The sequence below is a fragment of the Microvirga ossetica genome (genome assembly GCF_002741015.1).
GTDB classification, from domain to species: domain Bacteria; phylum Pseudomonadota; class Alphaproteobacteria; order Rhizobiales; family Beijerinckiaceae; genus Microvirga; species Microvirga ossetica.
In genome coordinates, this window is record NZ_CP016616.1 from 2,647,110 (window position 1) to 2,663,791 (window position 16,682).

General features: G+C 58.7%; 17 protein-coding genes, 1 tRNA gene and 2 pseudogenes. 11 read left to right on the top strand and 9 right to left on the bottom strand.

Annotated elements, in window-relative coordinates; translation table 11 throughout:
- Positions 1–65: 65 nt before the first annotated feature.
- The 4 genes from BB934_RS12470 (at position 66) to BB934_RS47050 (ending at position 2,720) form a co-directional block, all read left to right on the top strand.
- Positions 66–761 carry a recombinase family protein gene (locus BB934_RS12470; RefSeq protein ID WP_099509919.1) on the top strand — a complete coding sequence of 232 codons (696 nt, stop codon included), beginning with the start codon at positions 66–68 and terminating at the stop codon, positions 759–761.
- A gap of 161 nt (positions 762–922) precedes the next feature.
- The gene (locus tag BB934_RS12475; RefSeq protein ID WP_157934150.1) at positions 923–1,594 is read left to right on the top strand and encodes a hypothetical protein; all 672 of its coding nucleotides are present in this window, start codon (positions 923–925) and stop codon (positions 1,592–1,594) included.
- Entirely contained in the window at positions 1,591–2,088 is a 498-nt protein-coding gene (locus BB934_RS12480) for a hypothetical protein (RefSeq protein WP_099509921.1), read from the top strand. The genes BB934_RS12475 and BB934_RS12480 overlap by 4 nt, the downstream gene beginning before the upstream one ends.
- Positions 2,085–2,720: a ParB N-terminal domain-containing protein gene (locus BB934_RS47050; RefSeq protein WP_157934151.1), complete on the top strand. Its 636-nt coding sequence runs from the start codon at positions 2,085–2,087 to the stop codon at positions 2,718–2,720. Before BB934_RS12480 ends, BB934_RS47050 begins: the two co-directional genes overlap by 4 nt.
- On the opposite strand, the gene istB is transcribed toward BB934_RS47050, so the two are convergent.
- On the bottom strand, positions 2,644–3,411 hold the full coding sequence (gene istB / locus BB934_RS12485) for an IS21-like element helper ATPase IstB (protein ID WP_099508287.1): 768 nt from the start codon (positions 3,409–3,411) through the stop codon (positions 2,644–2,646). The genes BB934_RS47050 and istB overlap by 77 nt on opposite strands.
- Complete coding sequence (gene istA, locus BB934_RS12490; protein ID WP_157933989.1) at positions 3,408–4,895, bottom strand: IS21 family transposase; 1,488 nt, start codon at positions 4,893–4,895, stop codon at positions 3,408–3,410. The genes istB and istA overlap by 4 nt, the downstream gene beginning before the upstream one ends.
- A 46-nt stretch (positions 4,896–4,941) precedes the next feature.
- On the opposite strand from istA, the gene BB934_RS47055 reads away from it, so the two are divergent.
- The 5 genes and pseudogenes from BB934_RS47055 to BB934_RS12510 all read left to right on the top strand — a co-directional run bounded on the left by BB934_RS47055 (position 4,942) and on the right by BB934_RS12510 (position 9,213).
- Positions 4,942–5,304, top strand: coding sequence for a hypothetical protein (locus BB934_RS47055; RefSeq protein WP_157934152.1), 363 nt, complete (start codon positions 4,942–4,944; stop codon positions 5,302–5,304).
- A 162-nt stretch (positions 5,305–5,466) separates the two neighbouring features.
- Positions 5,467–5,943, top strand: a pseudogene (gene rnhA, locus BB934_RS12495) (ribonuclease HI).
- 82 nt (positions 5,944–6,025) lie between these two features.
- Entirely contained in the window at positions 6,026–6,802 is a 777-nt protein-coding gene (locus tag BB934_RS12500; RefSeq protein ID WP_157934153.1) for a hypothetical protein, read from the top strand.
- Between the two features lie 531 nt (positions 6,803–7,333).
- A pseudogene (locus BB934_RS12505) lies at positions 7,334–8,291 on the top strand (IS630 family transposase).
- A 136-nt stretch (positions 8,292–8,427) separates the two neighbouring features.
- Complete coding sequence (locus BB934_RS12510; RefSeq protein ID WP_099509923.1) at positions 8,428–9,213, top strand: class I SAM-dependent methyltransferase; 786 nt, start codon at positions 8,428–8,430, stop codon at positions 9,211–9,213.
- A 362-nt stretch (positions 9,214–9,575) separates the two neighbouring features.
- On the opposite strand, the gene BB934_RS12515 is transcribed toward BB934_RS12510, so the two are convergent.
- From BB934_RS12515 to BB934_RS12525, 3 genes are all read right to left on the bottom strand, one after another.
- Complete coding sequence (locus BB934_RS12515) at positions 9,576–9,842, bottom strand: DUF6538 domain-containing protein (RefSeq protein WP_175608883.1); 267 nt, start codon at positions 9,840–9,842, stop codon at positions 9,576–9,578.
- A gap of 155 nt (positions 9,843–9,997) precedes the next feature.
- Positions 9,998–11,539: a DUF6538 domain-containing protein gene (locus BB934_RS12520; protein ID WP_237050265.1), complete on the bottom strand. Its 1,542-nt coding sequence runs from the start codon at positions 11,537–11,539 to the stop codon at positions 9,998–10,000.
- An 84-nt stretch (positions 11,540–11,623) separates the two neighbouring features.
- Positions 11,624–11,708: transfer RNA gene (locus BB934_RS12525), tRNA-Leu, on the bottom strand.
- A gap of 175 nt (positions 11,709–11,883) precedes the next feature.
- Between BB934_RS12525 and BB934_RS12530 the strand changes: the two genes are divergently transcribed.
- Positions 11,884–12,903: a complex I NDUFA9 subunit family protein gene (locus tag BB934_RS12530; RefSeq protein ID WP_099509924.1), complete on the top strand. Its 1,020-nt coding sequence runs from the start codon at positions 11,884–11,886 to the stop codon at positions 12,901–12,903.
- A gap of 20 nt (positions 12,904–12,923) precedes the next feature.
- Here the strand turns inward: BB934_RS12530 and BB934_RS12535 are convergent, their stop codons facing one another.
- Positions 12,924–13,655 (bottom strand): sulfate transporter family protein, encoded by a 732-nt coding sequence (locus BB934_RS12535; RefSeq protein ID WP_099509925.1) that lies wholly within the window; start codon positions 13,653–13,655, stop codon positions 12,924–12,926.
- A 56-nt stretch (positions 13,656–13,711) separates the two neighbouring features.
- Here BB934_RS12535 and BB934_RS12540 point away from each other — a divergent pair, with 56 nt between their 5' ends.
- Positions 13,712–15,010: a flavin monoamine oxidase family protein gene (locus tag BB934_RS12540; RefSeq protein ID WP_099509926.1), complete on the top strand. Its 1,299-nt coding sequence runs from the start codon at positions 13,712–13,714 to the stop codon at positions 15,008–15,010.
- A 6-nt stretch (positions 15,011–15,016) separates the two neighbouring features.
- On the opposite strand, the gene BB934_RS12545 is transcribed toward BB934_RS12540, so the two are convergent.
- The 3 genes from BB934_RS12545 to BB934_RS12555 form a co-directional block, all read right to left on the bottom strand.
- Complete coding sequence (locus BB934_RS12545; RefSeq protein ID WP_237050266.1) at positions 15,017–15,271, bottom strand: hypothetical protein; 255 nt, start codon at positions 15,269–15,271, stop codon at positions 15,017–15,019.
- Positions 15,272–15,315: 44 nt separating this feature from the next.
- Positions 15,316–16,035 carry a Crp/Fnr family transcriptional regulator gene (locus BB934_RS12550; protein WP_418294752.1) on the bottom strand — a complete coding sequence of 240 codons (720 nt, stop codon included), beginning with the start codon at positions 16,033–16,035 and terminating at the stop codon, positions 15,316–15,318.
- A 195-nt stretch (positions 16,036–16,230) separates the two neighbouring features.
- Complete coding sequence (locus BB934_RS12555) at positions 16,231–16,575, bottom strand: response regulator transcription factor (protein ID WP_237050267.1); 345 nt, start codon at positions 16,573–16,575, stop codon at positions 16,231–16,233.
- Positions 16,576–16,682: the final 107 nt, after the last annotated feature.

Sequence of the window (16,682 nt, forward strand, 5' to 3'; positions counted from 1 at the left end):
TTCAGGAAAAGGCTTGCGGGAGAGATACGTAAATTGTAACGTATTCTCAGGAAATCGTTACACGAATGGGGCTGAACATCATGGCTAGCAAGGGCAAGACAGAGGCTGTGGCCTACCTGAGAACATCCTCAGCAGCTAATGTCGGAGCAGACAAGGACAGTGAGAAGCGTCAGCGTCAGGCTGTCGAGGCTTACGCTAGGTCAGCAGGGTATCGGGTCGTTGATACCTACTATGACGAGGCCGTGAGTGGTGCCGACCCTATCGAGACACGTCCTGGCTTCTCTGCCTTGCTTGATCGGATCGAGAGCAATGGCGTGAGAGTGGTGCTGGTAGAGGACGCTTCACGCTTTGCACGGCAGCTCAGCGTTCAAGAGGCGGGTATCCTGGCACTGAATGACCGAGGCGTAATGGTCCTTACCGCATCGGGCGACAACCTCACTGAGACTGACGATCCCTACAAGGTGGCTATGCGTCAGATGGCTGGTGTCTTTGCTCAGCTAGAGAAGGCTCGGCTGGTTCACAAGCTCAAGGCTGCAAGGGATCGCAAGAGAGCTACTGGCGAGAAGGTGGAAGGAAGAAAGAGCCATGCAGAGCTAAACCCTGACATGGTTGCTCTTGCGAAGAAGCTTCATCGGTATCCGGTGAACAGTAAGAGGCGATCCTTGAGGGAAATCGCTACTGAGCTGGCTGCACAAGGATTCGTTGGTGCGAATGGTCAGACATACGCTGCAATGTCGATCAAGCGCATGATTGAAGCCTGATAAGCCACTGTAGAATAACGATGCTTACGGTAGCGTAAGGAATTGTAAGACTATAGTTAAACTGAAAAATAATTAAGATCAAGTCTAGCAATATTCGTGTCGATTATTGATCCTTGTGACCTGCCTGCCTGTGGGGGTATGGCGTCGATAAGGAGAAATCATTGAGCAACTATATGTGTAAGGCTCCTGGCTGCTGCGAAAGGGCGGCAACTCGATACGGGGTCTATTGCAATGCTCATCGGTCACGGCAAAGGCGACACGGTGAAGCAAACCAAGATGCCATCAGCAAGGCTGACCTGAAGATTTATGAGCAGCTTGTTCATGATCGGATTGGAAAGAACAAGAACAAAGCAATTTGGCAGCAGCTTAAGGCGCGATGGGGCGTGATCGTCCAAGAGGCGCAAGAGGCACTGGAGCAGTCACGCAAAGGTACGCCTATGCCTTCATGGAAGAGGACAGTGGCTGTTGAACTCGTGAAGCTGTCAAACACGGTTGAAGCAGAAGCAGTCATCAACACCGTGCTGGCTATCTATCTCTTGCAAGATCACGAGCCGAGAAAGATCAAGTCGGACAGGGCGTTCCGCACTCAGATGGTGCGGCGTGTCAGGGGACTCACGAAGCAAAATGCTGGGACTTGGAGAGACAGCAGTTCAGGTAAGACCAAGATTGCTTATCGGGAGCTAAACGCGAAGGCAGTTGACGCTCTTTCTCACAAGCTGGTTATGGCGTTCGGTCCAACAGGGGTCACGATTGCTGACCTTGAGAAGCGGGATCATGAGCGAAAGCAGATGGAGTTGATAGAGCATAACCAAGCCTTGGGAGACCTCCAGTGAGTGAAGGCACTATGCCGCTGGAGCAGATCGGTGCTCAGGCCAGAGCGCACATAATTAAAGGAGATCAGGCAATGGACAAGGCAGAGCAGCACTACCTCTCTGCTGGCCTTTATCTCAAGGAAGCTCTTGAAAAGGTCTCCCGCACGAAGGGATTAAGCTGGCCTGCATGGCTTGCTCAGAACGTTAGCATCGGTAAGAGCAGGTCATACGAGTTGATGGCCATTGCTAACGGTCGCAAGACTGCTGAAGAGATGAAGGCTGACGCTGCTGCAAGACAGAGCGCACACCGTGAGAAGAACAAGAATCGACCGTCACGTAACGGACAGTCAGGTGAAATTGTTCAGGAACATCAGCACTCGGACCTTGTGAGTGAAGCGCGGCATGCGTCAGACAATCTTCACGCGAGGCTTGAGGCGATCATAAAGCGTCTTACCAACGAACAGCTTCAACAAGCACTCGACTACATAAACGAACAGTTTGGAGATGCTCAATGAGTACAGGGGCATCACAAGAAACCAAGACGATTACCCTCTCTCACCTGATCCGTGATCCTAAGTTCCAAGTAAGACGGAGGCTGCATCAACCGGCAATCAACCGATACATTGATGTTCTTAAAACGGGCAACGCCATGCCCCCTATCCAGATTGTCTACATGAATGGCGCTCCTGTGCTGATTGATGGCTGGCACAGGGTTGAGGCGATGGGGCAGTTAGGAAGGGTCGAGGTGGAGGCGACTGTCTTAGAAGCCACTGAGAAGGAAGCCTATTGGCTGGCAGCAAAGGCAAATATGGAACACGGCGTTTCATACAAGAAGAGCGAACTGCGCGAAGTCTTTAGAGCTTATGTCGAGGCAGGACAGCACAAGAAAAGCAAGAACAGGTTCAAATCATACCGCGAGATGCAAAGTGATCTGAGTATTCCTGTCAACGGCGGTTCAAAAGTCGACCACGGGGCGGCGCAAAACTGGGCCAGTGGCGGGCGCGCTGACCACATAGCTGGCGCGTGCCATGGCGCATTGGCCCCCTGGGCCAATTGTCATCGGGTTGATTTCAGGACGATGTTTGCCGTTTGCGCGATCGGCTATGAGCAAGACGGTAGCTCTCGCCGTTCATCTCGAGGATGCTGACATGGTGGGTCAGTCGGTCGAGAAGTGCGCCCGTAAGGCGTTCTGAGCCAAGGGTCTCGGTCCATTCGTCAAAGGGCAGATTGCTGGTTATGAGGGTGGCGCCGCGTTCGTAGCGTCGCGAGATCAGCTCGAACAGCAGCTCCGCCCCGGTCTTCGAGAGGGGCACGAAGCCCAGTTCGTCGATGATCAGCAGCTTGTATCCGGCCATCTGCCTCTGGAGACGAAGCAGGCGGCGCTCGTCACGGGCCTCCATCATCTCGCTGACCAGGGCAGAGGCTGTGGTGAAGCCGACGGACAGTCCCCTTTGGCAGGCGGCCAGCCCGAGCCCCAGGGCGATATGGGTCTTGCCGGTGCCGGAGGGGCCGAGGGCAATGACATTCTCGCGCCGCTCGATCCACTCGCCACGCGCCAGCTCTAGGACCTGCATCTTGTTCAGTCTCGGGATGGCGGCGAAGTCGAAGCTGTCGAGGCTTTTGACGGCCGGGAACTTCGCGGTCTTGATGCGCCGCTCGACCATCCGCCGCTCGCGGTCGATCAGCTCCATCTCCACGAGCCGGGCCAAGAAGCGGACATGGTCAAGCCCCTCGGTGGCGCATTGGCGGGCCAGCTTCTGGTGCTCGCGCAGGAATGTGGGCAGTTTGAGCGCCTTGAGGTGGTGGGCGAGCAAAATCTCGGGAGCTTCAGCGCTCATGCGGCATCCTCCGAGATCAGGCACATATAGGCCGCCGCCGATGTCTTCTCGACCCTGGCTTTCGGCAGATAGGGGTAAACATCGAGGTCCAGCCGCGGCGGTCTGCGCTCCACCCGGCACAGGACCAGATGCTTGACCGCATCGAAGCCGATCGCCCCCATCTGCAGGGCCTGCTTCACCGCAGCATGGAGATCCGGGAGATTGAAGAGTTCCAGCAGCCGCAGCACCTGCACATATTCGCGCCGGCCCTGCTTGTTCATGCGGACTTCCATCAAGCCGCGCAAGGTCGCGAACTCCTCGGGCAGGTCCCATCCCTGCAAAGGAGCGGCCTGATCGAGTGCGTTGATCTTGTTCTCGATCAACGGGAGGTAATGTAGCGGATTAAAGATCACCTCTTCCCGCTCGTAGCTGCGGGGATGGCGCGCAATGACCTCGCTGCGGCAGCCGATCACCACCTCGTCGACATAGCCCCGGATCCAGACATCCTGATGGCCCCAGGCCACGGGCACCGAGTAGTCGTTGGTCTTGTAGCGCACGAGCGACTGCGATGAGACGCGCCCGCTGGCCTGATCGCAGGCCTCAAATGGCGAGGCCGGCAGGGGACGCATGGCCGCGGTATCCCGCTGCAGGCGCTGGCCGATCGTCTCGGCCGGCCCCCGCAGCTTGTCATCCTGCCGCTTGCGGCATTGCCCCTCCAGCCAGGTGTTGAAGGTCTCCCAGCTCGGGAAGTTCGGGATTGGCACCATGAAGTTGCGACGGGAATAACCGACGAGGCCCTCCACATTCCCTTTGTCGTTCCCCTTGCCCGGACGACCGTAGCGATCCCGGATCACGTAGTGCGACAGGAAACCACTGAACAACGCCGCCCGCTTGCGCGTCCCGTCCGGCAGGATCTTTGCCACCAGGCAGCGGTCATTGTCATAGAGCACCGACTGCGGCACCGCACCGAAGAAGGCAAAGGCCTGGATGTGGCCGTCCACCCAGGCCTCAGACACAGCCGCGGGATAGGCCCGGACGAAACACGCATCGCTGTGCGGAAGATCAAGCACGAAGAAATGCGCTTTCTGCTCCACCCCGCCGATCACGACCACCGCCTCCCCGAAGTCGGCCTGCGCATGGCCGGGTGGGTGCGACAGCGGCACAAACATCTCCTGGCATCGCCGCTCGCGCTCGCGGATGTAGTCTTTGATCGTCGTATAGCCGCCGGTGAACCCATGCTCCTCCCGGAGCCGGTCAAACACCCGCTTCGCCGTATGGCGTTGCTTGCGGTGAACCGACCGATCGCCCTCCAGCCAGGCATCGATGATCGGGACGAACGTTTCCAGCTTCGGGCGCCGGACAGGAGCATGACGCCGATAGCCGGGCGGCTCCGCATAGGCCATCATCTTGCGAACGCTGTCGCGCGATATGTTGAAATGCTTCGCCGCCTCGCGCTGGCTCATGCCTTCAGAGCACGCCAGCCGAACCTTCCGGTAAAGTTCCACGGTGAAAATCCCCCAGCCCTCCCTGCAACCGGCAGAAAGGGAATAGGTGGACGACTTTTACGCCGCCCGCAGCGGGTCTATCCCGCCGCTACCGTGGTCAAATTTTGCACCGCCGTTCTCAAGTATTCCTTATAGCACCATTAGAACATGGATGCTCAGAGACTATCGACACATTGCAGCGAAGATCGGGAAAGATGACGATTTCAAGGGCAAGGGCGGATTGCGGAGCAGTCATCATACTTCATCCCTTCAGGATAAGGCGATGCAAGGGCTAGACCAAGCTCAACACGCCTTTCAAAGCACTGTTGATCCTGATGTTAGAGGCGAGATTATCAGCCGTATGGATCAGTTGCTTGCAGATATGAAACAGGCGGGGAATTGGAGGCTTCCTCCGGCACCTGACTTTTGAGAAAGACTATGTAGAACAACAGGTTGAGCATATCGCTGTTCAATTTGCACACCTCCTATCAACATAGGCGGCGTCAAACCCTTGTCTAACAAAGGGTACAGCGTCGCCAACGCAACAAACACAATTCTTTGAAGCGAGGATTTCATGAGCGATGAAACACATATGATCTACACGGATGGCGCTTGCCTGGGTAATCCAGGGCCGGGAGGTTGGGCCGCCTTGATCCTCATTGACCGAGCGGAGCAGATCGTCACCGGAGGCAGTACAGCCACAACCAACAACCGGATGGAGATGACCGCCGCAATCAAGGCTCTTGAAGCACTCGCTGTAGGCTCCTCTGCGATCCTTCACAGCGATAGCGAAATCCTCGTTAAAGGCATGAACGAGTGGCTATCCGGCTGGAATGCTAAAGGCTGGAAGAATGCTGCAAAGAAACCAGTCGCTAACCAGGACTTATAGTTGCAGCTTGATGCCCTCAATGCTGAGCGCCGGATCAGATGGCAATGGGTGAAGGGCCACGCAGGCCATCAACATAATGAGCGAGTAGATAGTCTTGCTGATGCTGAAGCTGAGAAAGCGGCTGAGGCGATTGGATGGAGTGAAGGTTCACGCTGCGGCTTTTCTAACGTGGCTGTTTAGATAATGAAAAAGCAGTCATAGAAAGCGCGTAACTACCTGCTAAAATCTGCTTTATTGAGTCTCATACATCTAGGAGCCTGCAGTGGAAGTGCATGTTGTGCCTATGCCGAAGAAGCTTTTTGCCGGGATTCCTGAAAAGGAACGCTTCTTCTTACTTCATGCTCTCCACGCAGCTAACGAGATCAACGTACTTGTAAAGCTTTTTCAATACACGTCCCAGGGGCCGGAAGATGGGCTTATTGCTCGGGCAAATATGGTGCAGGCGCTAACGATCGGGCGGGTTATAACTGGAAAGCTTTCCAACGCATCCACTCTAATACACCAAGGTTACATTCAAGCTGGACTTGATAAAATCTACAATAACGATTTAGGCCCGGAGGCCGCAGCCTCGGTTAGTAATCTGATGGCGTACTTTGCTGACAGGGACAACCTCATCACTACGGTACGTGACGGCTTTGCGTCCCATTATGACACTGGTCGCCTGAAAAAGCATTTTGATACAGCTCCCGAGAACGATCACTGGGAGATAATCCTAGCTCCCCACCATGCTAACACATTGTACTTTGCGCCGGAGATTGTTCTGCTCCATGCCATGGTAAGTGAAATCCATGCTGGAAACCGCGATGAGGCGTTCGCCAAGTTAATGGATGACACCGCAAAGGTTGCAGGATGGTTCAATAACTTCGTGATCGGGTTCCTGATCGTTGCAACTGAAAAGCATCTCGGCGGCTTCGCTCAGTTAGACAGTAACTCGCAGCTGGTCGAGATACCGGACGCGCTAGCTTTCTATGACTTGAAGGTGCCGTTCTTTACGGAAGTGAGGCCGGAGGACCGCCTGAAGGGAAGAGGTACAAAATGAGATACAAACAAGGCTTGCCTGAGACCCTGCAAAGGAGATAGCGTTTTAGATATAAGTCTCTGAGATTGTTGCTATCTGTTCGGCTTTTCGCCGTGCCACTTAAAGGTAAGTGGTGCCCCTGGCCGGTATCTTGGGCATCGAACTGGCGCTCTAAGTTGTTGATACTAAACGCACGTCGGTCGGAGCGAAAGTGTGTATCACTATTTGTATCACCAAGGAAGGAGTGAGCCGGCAATGACGTTAGTATGAGTGGCTGCCAATGAGTTCTGAGGCAGCCGCCCTCCAGAGATCCTCGTAGAGGGGGCGCTGGGTGGAACTGACATAGGCTCGGCGGCGCCGTCTTCCATCTTTTGATCGGCCTTCCGTAATCGACTTACGCCGATTGGTGCACCGGGCCTGATGGCGTGTCCTCGGCCCTTGAGTGCGCGTGGAGCGGGAGAAAGTCCGTCTAGAGCCTCGGACCGGAAATGAGACTCCTGGCTTCTGTGCGAGGCCGAGCTGTGATTCACTGCCTGGACTGGGAGGTGGATTATGGGTCATTGCTATTCCCTGGATCTGCGGGTGCGCGTCGCCGACTTTGTCGATGCAGGTCATTCCTGCCGGGCGGCAGCCCAGCACTTTGACGTCAGCGAGAGTTTCGCCATCAAGCTGGTGCAGCGGAAGCGGCGGTTCGGCTCGCCGGCACCGGCCCGGCAAGGCCGTCCGCCCGGACGCGGCAAGCTGGTGCCCTATGAGAGCTTCTTGATCCAGACGGTCGAGGCCGAGCCGGCCATCACCATGCCCGAGCTGGCCGCAAGGCTGCTGACTGAGCATGGGATCGTTGCGGCTCCCGCGATGCTCTCGCGCTTCCTGTGCCGGCACGGCTTCTCATATAAAAAAATGCCTGATGGCGGCGGAGTGCGCACGCGCCGATGTGCGGGATGAGCGCCGGGTCTGGCATGCCCAGCGCCAGCCGCGCATGCGCCAGGAGACGCACCGGCTGGTGTTCCTGGACGAGACGTATGTCAACACCAAGATGACGCGCCTGCGCGGGCGGAGCCGCAGGGGCCAGCGCCTACGCATGAAAGCTCCCTTTGGACACTGGAAAACCCATACCTTTCTGGCTGGGCTACGGTGCAACGAGTTGTGCGCGCCGTGGATCATCGATGGCCCGATCACCCGGTTGGCGTTCGAGGCTTACATTGAGACGCAGCTCGCGCCGACGCTGCGCAAAGGCGATGTGGTGATCCTCGACAACCTGGCTGTCCACAAGAGCGAGAAGGCCGCTCAGTGTCTGAAGCAACGCGGAGCCTGGTTCCTGTTTTTACCTGCTTATTCGCCTGATCTTAATCCAATTGAACAGGCCTTTGCCAAGATCAAAGCGCACTTGCGCAAGGCCGAGGCCCGAACGTTCGACGCGCTCTGGCGAGCGCTCGGTGAGATCTGCAACCTGTTCGAACCACAAGAGTGCTGGAACTACCTTAAGGCTGCCGGATATGCGTCCGTTTAACCGTCCGATGCTCTAAGATCCAGGAGTCTCCGCCAAAGTCATCGTGTTGTCACTTTGCATCGACATTTTTGAGAGTCCTTATGAGGAGGTCGGCCGCGAGCCCTATGATTGTCGTGTGAGCAAAGGAGACTCCGGGATGAAATTCAGCGAAATCAGCTCGTTGCTAAGAGGGGTGCCCTTCATCTCTGAACTGAACGCCCACTTCCTCTACGACCTAATTGCGAACAACGATGTCGAAAACATCCTGGAACTCGGCATTGCTCATGGCACCGCCACTTGCTACATGGCTGCCGCACTCCAGCAGAGGGGTCGCGGTAGGATTGACGCCGTTGACCTTAAAGGCGCTGATTACCGCCCTTCCGCCGAAGAACAGGTGTCGCGCCACGGGTTCGGCGGCCTCGTAACGATTCACCGTGAACAGACTGGGTACAACTGGTTTTTGCGCAAGGCCATCCGCGACAACACGGTTAATGATCAGTGCCAGCCAGTCTATGACCTCTGCATCATTGACGGCCCGAAAAACTGGACCATCGATTCTTCAGCCTTCTTCCTTGCCGACAAGCTGCTGAAGCCCGGCGGATGGTTGATATTCGACGACTATAGCTGGACCTATGGCTTGGCTGATATGCAGAGAGATGTGACGGACGGGATTACTCACCGTCTCTTGTCGGAAGAGGAAATGCGCACACCGCACATCCGAGAGGTGTTCGAGTTGCTGGTCAAGCAGCACCCCGATTACGGGCACCTGATCGTGAAGGAGGATAGTGACTGGGCCATTGCACGCAAGGTGGCATCGCCTCAGAAATCCTACTCAGTCGTTTATGACGAAAGCGCCCTTGGCATCTTCGGAAAGCTTGCCCGTAAGGCTTATCACCGCCTCAAACGTCGCGATTCAGGAAGGCCGTCTAAACTGGCTTCGTAAGCGGCCGTTTGTTTCCTGGGGGCTGGCGTTCTGGCCAGAGCTTCAGGTTGCTGAGGGTTCAAGACGCAATGGCATTCCAGCTTGTGGCATACCCTGTGTTAGCTCTGGAGCCGCTCCGGCGGCGTTCTCTGCTAGGCTTCCCCTAACAACAACTGCGAGGGTTTAACGGCATTTTTGAAGTGGGGTATGTCCTGCCTTGCTTGGCTTGGAGAAAACAACGGGACTCCTAAAATCTCATGGCCTGTGGTCCCCTCTCGATTTGGACCTGAAGAGGCGAGGCACCGCCAAGGTTTCCTTTCCGTCAGGGCAGAAATCGCCTGTTTTGCATCCTTGTTGCCTTGCGTCTTTGGCCCTTTCTATCATCATTTCTTGAGGAGCGCTTCAGCGCCCTCGCGTGTCTGGCTGGAGGTCAGACCCAACTCCTGGCCCTCAGGTGACCTCAGGGACGCCCAAAGCGCATCATCGGCTGATGCGAGCGCCGCGATCTTCTTGGCGGCGATGTGAGGCTGGTTCGTTTGCAGGCTTACTCTGCGGAAGCGCTTCCCGCCATAGTGGCCGCGCAGATCCTCAGGAATTCGTCTGTAATAGAAATACACTCCGTTCTTTAGGAGCGAATAGCGAACCGTCACGGTAAAAAATCCAGTGTCGAGCAAACAAAAACCCACGGCGTATCACCTTGTGTATCACCACAAGCGCTATGCGATCAGCCCTAAGACACTGGAAATAATGGCAAAACCAAGATGATCTTGGTGCCCTGGCCGGGACCATAGAAATCGCTTACGTGTTATGCCTCACCGACCTCATATCTTGGGAATTTGGCGATAGCATCGGCTTTGGCCCTGATGGTTACGCCGCCATAAGTAGCCCCTACGGTTCGAGGAGCATGACCGCATATTGCGTCTAGCACACGCTCACCGACTCCGGCCTCTAGTCCAACAAGTTTAAACCTGTGCCGCCAAGCGTGGTTAGGAGTGACGTTCGGGTCGGATACAACCTCACGAACAAACTCAGAGATACGATTCTTCACGCCCTGCATCGGTCCCAGCACGTCACCATTAGGAGCGGGAGTGATAAACAGATGACCATCAGGAGCAGTCATCACAAACTCAGCAAAGCCTAATTCAATGAGATGGCTGTGAATGGGAAACTCACGAGCTTGCTTGTCCTTCACCGTTCCCGCTTCAGGCGTAATGGTGACAATCCATAGGCCACTCTCGTTGCGAACGTCCCTCTTGCGAAGCTGGACGATCTCGCCAACCCTTGCGCCTGAGTAGGCCATAATCCAGGGAACCCAACGCTTAGCCGCTGCTGTCTTTGGGTGATCCTGTCTAGGCTGGTAAGCCAGCGCAGCCGAGAGGACGGCCTTTGCCTCAGCGTCGGTGAACCATTTAGGTCTGAGGCGGAGTTGCTTGCCTACCTTCAGGGTGATGCCTGTAGCGGGGTTGGTATCAATCCTGTGGTTCCTTACAGCCCATCCGAACACTGCCTTGAGCGCAGCAAGGTCAGAGTCCTTCACTGTCTTGAGAGAGATAGGCTTCCCTGTCCTTGGGTTGATTTCAGACAGGCGGTAATCTTTGAACCGAAGCACATCCCCAGGTGTCACCCGGCTTGCTTGATCATGACCAAGGAAGGCGACCAGCTTGGCTATAGTGCTGCTATAAGACTCATGGGTCTTAGCGGTGATTCCTGCTGCTTGAGCCTCACGCCACCAGCCTTCGAGCAATCCGGTGATGCTGGCACCACTGACAGGCTTTGCTGCTTCGGCTTTAAGCTTTGCCTCCTCCCACTCAGGAAAACGATTGGCCGCTGGGTCGGGGCTATAGTCGCCTTCAGCGTTGCGCTTCAGATGCTCAGAAGCTTGAACAAGAGCCTTGTGGACGGCCGCGATCAAACGCCCCCTACTCTGCTTATCGGTTCGCAACCCTTGCTTAAGAAGAAGCTCATCAACGGATGGTCCTACCCACTGCTCAAGCTTGCCAGCCTCTTGAGCTTGCTGATGCAGGCGAAGCACCTGGGACCATGTACTAGGTGATCCAGGCTCATCCTTCAGACCGTTCGTCCACTCGGCATATAGAAGACCAGCCAATCCAGTTATCTGCCGTTGAGTAAGTTGTTCGGGCTTAGAGCGATAGGCGTTCCACTCCCGCTCAACCTCTGCGGTAACCTCAGCATGACGCTGCTTAGCTACGGCAGGGTCTTTCGTGCGGAGAGAACGCTTCTCTTCCCTCTTCCCGATCAAAGGTCGCAGATCCTCAGGGACAGCCTTGCGGAAATAGTAAGAACCGGTTTCGGGATGCTTAAAAGGACGACTCATCGCAAGGACCATTGTACCACCCGTTTGTACCAGTCGGATGGCCTATGTCTTTGATTTTATAGGAAGTCTTTGCGGATCAACACGTTAGGGTGTTGTTGGTGCCCAGGAGAGGACTCGAACCTCCACGGTGTTACCCGCTGCTACCTGAAAGCAGTGCGTCTACCAATTCCGCCACCTGGGCATGCCTCGTCGGCGAGGCTTCGTTTACGGTGCTTCTGGCGGCGCGTCAATCGGTGAAAATGCGGCGGATGCGCTTTCTTGCGGCCGCACCTCTTCACAGGGAAGCGGCGTTTGACTAGAGACGTTTTAAAGTTGAACCCCCAAGCTCCATGCGAGCCCTCGGGCAGGAGAGTTTCATGATCGGTGCCCTTCGCACGCCTGAGCAGCAAACTGTCACCGTCTTCGGCGGATCGGGCTTTCTCGGCCGCTATGTGGTCGGCGCTCTCGCCCAGCGCGGCTACCGGATCCTGGTGCCGACCCGGCAGCCGAACCTCTCGAACTTCCTTCCCCTCGGCAAGGTCGGGCAGATCACGCCGATCCATGCCAATCTGCGCAACGAGGATTCGATCGCCCATGCGGTCGCCCGGGCGGATCACGTGGTCAACCTGGTGGGCATCCTGCAGGAGACCGGCCGCCAGCGCTTCGACGCCCTCCAGGCGCAGGCTCCAGCGACGATCGCGCGGCATGCGAAGAAGGCCGTGTCCTTCACCCAGGTCTCCGCACTGGGCGCCGATGCAGGCTCCGAATCGGCCTATGCCCGTTCCAAGGCCGAGGGCGAGGCCGGCCTGCTCCGGGAGCGGCCGGATGCGGTGATTCTCCGCCCGTCGCTGATGTTCGGGCCGGGCGACAGCTCCTTCAACCGCTTCGCGGCGCTCGCCCGCATGCTCCCGGTCGTGCCGCTGCCCGGCGCCGAGACCCGGTTCCAGCCGATCTATGCCGGCGACGTGGCCGAGGCGATCGCGCGGGCGGTGGACGGCACTGTTCCGGGCGGCAGGGTCTACGAACTCGGCGGGCCCGAGATCCGCACCATGCGCGAGATGATGGACTTCGTCTTCGCGGTCACCGAGCGCAGGCGCGCCATCGTGCCGTTGCCGAACAATCTCGCCCGGGCCATGGGCGGCGTGCTCGGCACTCTCGATCGGCTGACGCTGGGCCTGATCCCGGACGAGCTCGTCACCACCCGCGACCAGGCGATCCTGCTGGAAAGCCACAATGTGGTCTCCGAGGAGGCGCTCGCCGACAATCGCACGCTCCAGGGTTTGGGCATCACGCCCACCACCATCGAGGCCATCGTGCCGAGCTATCTCCTGCGCTTCCGCAAGACCGGCCAGTTCGACCTCAAGCGCAACGCTCCGACAACGACGACGGGCCGCTGAAGCGCCCGATCGTCGGGCCTTCAGGAGTTCCTGAGGGACGCGCGTTTCTCCCGGGGCAGCGCCATCGCCGCTGCCCGGCCATGGGTGAGCTTCTTGTGCAGGTGAACCATCATCGTCGCGCCGAAGATCGGCACGAGCAGGTTCAGCACCGGCACGAGCACAAGGGCCGCCGCCACGGCGCCGGCGGCGAGCACCGTGCCGCGATGCTCGTTGCGCAGCCGTGCCACCTCCTCCGGCGGCCAGAAGCGGCCGGCCGCCAGCTCGAAATATTCACGCCCGAGCAAATAGGCATTGGCGACGAAGAACGCGCCGATATTGACGCCCGGGATGAAGAACAACAGCAGGGCGACGAGGTTCACCAGCAGCGACAGGCCCGCGAAGCGAATGCCGTAGAGCAGGGCCCGTCCGAAGGGCAGGGCACGCCCCGGCGGATCGGCGGGGTAATCCTTGCCTTCGACCACTTCGGCGACGTCGTCGAGAAAATAGCCGGCCACAATGGCCGAGACCGCCGGGAGCAGGTAGATGAGAGCGACGAAGAGGCCGATGCCCGCGAGGAAGAACGCGAAGCTGTCGATGATCGGATAGGTGGCGCTCAGGTCATGGTTGGTGAGGAAGACGTCGAACAGCTTGGTCAGGCCGAGCCAGACCAGGACCAGCAGCGCAATCGTCAGTCCAATCGATTTCCAGAGAATGCGCCGCAGCGCGGGCGAGAAAATCTCGCGGGCCGCCGCGAAAACCGATTGGATCAGCATCTGTCGTTCGTGTCCTTCACTCAGGCATCCCTCAATGCGGCAAGCGGAGCTTACTTATGAACGAACCGGCCGCAAAGCGAGGGGTGGAGATCATCGTGCCGTCGGAAGGTGAAATGTCGACCACCCTGAATGCTCATCCGGACGTGGCGATCGTCGGTGCAGGAAGCGCCGGGATCGCCGCGGCGCGGCGTTTGATGGCGTCCGGACTGACGGTGACCGTGCTGGAGGCGCGTGAGCGCATCGGCGGGCGCACGCTCACGCGCCGCTTCAAGGGCCACCCGCTCGATCTCGGCGCCCATTGGCTCCATGCAGGTCCGATCAACCCGCTGGTGAAGCTCGGTCGCGCCCGCCACGAGCCCCTGCGCCGGGCGCCGGTCAACGGACATTTCTTCGTGGCAGGCCGGCCCGGCAGCCGCGCCGAGCGCGCGGCCCTCGACCGTGCCTTCGCCATGGCCGACAGGGCGATGACCCAGGCCGCGAAAGCCCGCGAGGATCAGCCGGCGGCCAAGACGCTTCCGCCCATGGGACCTCAAGGGAAGCGTGTCGCCGCCATCCATGGCCTCGTCTCGGGCCGGCCGCTCGACGAGGTGAGCCTGCACGATTTTCCGAGCATGGAATATTCGGACAATCTCTTCATCGCCGGTGGGCTCGGCGCCTATGTGCGCCGCCTGAGCCACGATCTGCCGGTGCGGCTCGGCACCGCCGTCCACGCCATCGACTGGTCGGGACAAGACGTGCGGATCGAGAGTTCGGCCGGGACGCTTCGGGCCAAGGCCGTCATCGTCACCACGCCCATGGCGGTGCTGCAGCAGGATGCGATCCGCTTCGCGCCGGCTCTGCCCAACGACGTTGCGCAAGCCATTCACGGCTTCACGCAGGGGGTCTACGAGCATGTGGTTCTGCATTGGCCGGATTCGCCCTTTCGCGGTGCGGACCGGCTGGCGAGCCTGACCGGAACGCGCCTGCGGCCGCCGGGGCTTCTCACCCGCATCGACGGCGCGCCGTTCCATTTCTTCGAGCTCGATCAGCCCACTGCCGCCAGTTTCGACCGGCGGGACATCCACGCACCCTATCGTTATGCGCGTGAGGTGCTGGCGGAGCAGTTCGGTTATCGGGCGATCCGCAATCTCTCCGCCCTGCACAGCACTGCCTGGCGGCACGATCCGTGGTCGCGTGCCTCCTGGGCCGTGGTGCCGCCGGGGCTTTACGCCATCCGCGATGTGCTGAAGGCGCCGGTCGGCGAAAGAATCTGGTTTGCGGGCGAGGCGCTGTCCCGCGCCCAATGGGGCACGGCGGGCGGCGCCTGGGAGGAAGGAGAGCGGGCCGCGGGAGAGATCGTCGCGCAGCTGCGCTGAAGGCGTTCAGGAGGGGATGAGGCCGTTGTCCAGCCGGCCACGCACCCATGTCACGGCGTCATCAAGGGTCGCGAGAACCGGTGGCGTGGTACTGAGCAGGCCGCTGCAGGGACCGAAACCTGCCTCCAGGAACCAGCCTCCGGCCCGCTCCAGCCCGCCGACGGTCTCCTCCGGCGTCACCCAGGCGAAGACGGCGACGAGCTGCCCGTCCGCCAGGACGAGCTGGCCCTCGTGAGAGCCGCCGTCTGCCAGGACCGACATCGGTTGGAGCGTAATCTCGTGCATCATCTATCCGTTGGCCAATTCTACCGGTCCTCGTTCTGAAGGCTGAGATAGGTCGGGGTGAACTCACCCACCGTCTTCAGCCGCTCCCAATCGAGAATGGTCAACGCATCACCCTGGAAACGGATCAACCCTTCCTTGCGCAATTCCTGCAGCACGCGGTTCACATGGACGGTCGACAATCCCAGGGTATCGCCGAGCTCCGCCTGAGTGATGGGAAGCTGAATCGTGTCGCCCTCGGCGCGGCCGATCACCTTCAGGCGCAGATACAGCTCGCAGATCAGGTGCGCCATGTGGGCCGTCGCGGAGAGGCGTCCCATGGTCGTCAGCCATTCCCGGTGAATGGCGCCGTCGATGAGCGTGCTGAGCCACAGCAGCCGCGTGAGGTGAGGGAATTCCTCGGTGATCTTCTCGAGCGTCGCATGCGGGACATTGGCGATGCGGCAATTGGTGAGCGCCAGCACGCCGTGATCCATCGTCTTCAGGAGGAAGCTGTGAAGATCGATGAAATCGCCTGCGACATGGATCGCCGAGATCTGCCGCCGTCCGTTCGAGACGATCTTGTAGCGGGCAGCATAGCCATCCAGGAGAAGCGAGCTCTCTCCCGGGCGATCGCCCTCGCGCACGAGGTCCTCATCGGCCTCGACCACGCGAATGCGAGCGATTGCGTTCTCGAGGGCTCTCTTTTCCGCTTCGGAAAGCTTGTCGTGCTTTTCGAGCTTTAGAATCAGGGGGTTGGTCATAAAGGCCATGGGGGTAGGAACACTCCTGTTCTGGCCAAACTCCATTCTTAGCCGCACTCACATATGTTTATGCTCAAGATGGATTTTGGTTGCATGGCGCCGCCGCCCACATCTTCACATTCGCGCAGGCGGCGAGGAGGCGGATGACCGCGTGATTCGGGCATGAGACGGGAGAGTTGCGCGGCCCCGCGGCCGTCAGTCCAACAGGGCGCGTATCGCCATGGCCGGCGCCTGTTCGCCATAGGGTTTGGCGATGAAGACCGCTTCCTGCGGCAGCATGCCGTTGCCCGGCTCCAAGGGGCCCGAGGTGATGACCACGGAAATATGCGGCCAGCGGCTGCGCACGAGCGATGCGAGTTCGAGACCGTTCATGGATCCCGGCATCTTCACGTCGGTGAAGAGCACCCGGACATCCGTCCGCCGCAGAAGAACCTCCTGCGCCGCCTGGGCATTAGCGGTCTCGATCACCTCGAAACCGGCATCCTCGAGGGCATCGGCTGTGGCAAGCCGGATGAAGGGCTCGTCTTCCACAAGGAGCACGACAGGTCGTGAGGGTATCGGAGGGCCGTTCATCTGAGCCAGGAGCGCTTGCCGGAGCACGAGGGAAGGTTACGCAGGCCGAACGAGGCGAATCACATGAATTAACA

What these genes read in the sequence shown, in the direction of transcription:
- BB934_RS12550 (WP_418294752.1), bottom strand. Translation starts at nt 16,035, where the DNA reads ATGACCAACCCCCTGATTCTAAAGCTCGAAAAGCACGACAAGCTTTCC.
- BB934_RS47050 (WP_157934151.1), top strand. Translation starts at nt 2,085, where the DNA reads ATGAGTACAGGGGCATCACAAGAAACCAAGACGATTACCCTCTCTCAC.
- BB934_RS12545 (WP_237050266.1), bottom strand. Translation starts at nt 15,271, where the DNA reads ATGTCGGTCCTGGCAGACGGCGGCTCTCACGAGGGCCAGCTCGTCCTG.
- BB934_RS12510 (WP_099509923.1), top strand. Translation starts at nt 8,428, where the DNA reads ATGAAATTCAGCGAAATCAGCTCGTTGCTAAGAGGGGTGCCCTTCATC.
- BB934_RS12470 (WP_099509919.1), top strand. Translation starts at nt 66, where the DNA reads ATGGGGCTGAACATCATGGCTAGCAAGGGCAAGACAGAGGCTGTGGCC.
- BB934_RS12535 (WP_099509925.1), bottom strand. Translation starts at nt 13,655, where the DNA reads ATGCTGATCCAATCGGTTTTCGCGGCGGCCCGCGAGATTTTCTCGCCC.
- BB934_RS12530 (WP_099509924.1), top strand. Translation starts at nt 11,884, where the DNA reads ATGATCGGTGCCCTTCGCACGCCTGAGCAGCAAACTGTCACCGTCTTC.
- BB934_RS12540 (WP_099509926.1), top strand. Translation starts at nt 13,712, where the DNA reads ATGAACGAACCGGCCGCAAAGCGAGGGGTGGAGATCATCGTGCCGTCG.
- BB934_RS12520 (WP_237050265.1), bottom strand. Translation starts at nt 11,539, where the DNA reads ATGGTCCTTGCGATGAGTCGTCCTTTTAAGCATCCCGAAACCGGTTCT.
- istB (WP_099508287.1), bottom strand. Translation starts at nt 3,411, where the DNA reads ATGAGCGCTGAAGCTCCCGAGATTTTGCTCGCCCACCACCTCAAGGCG.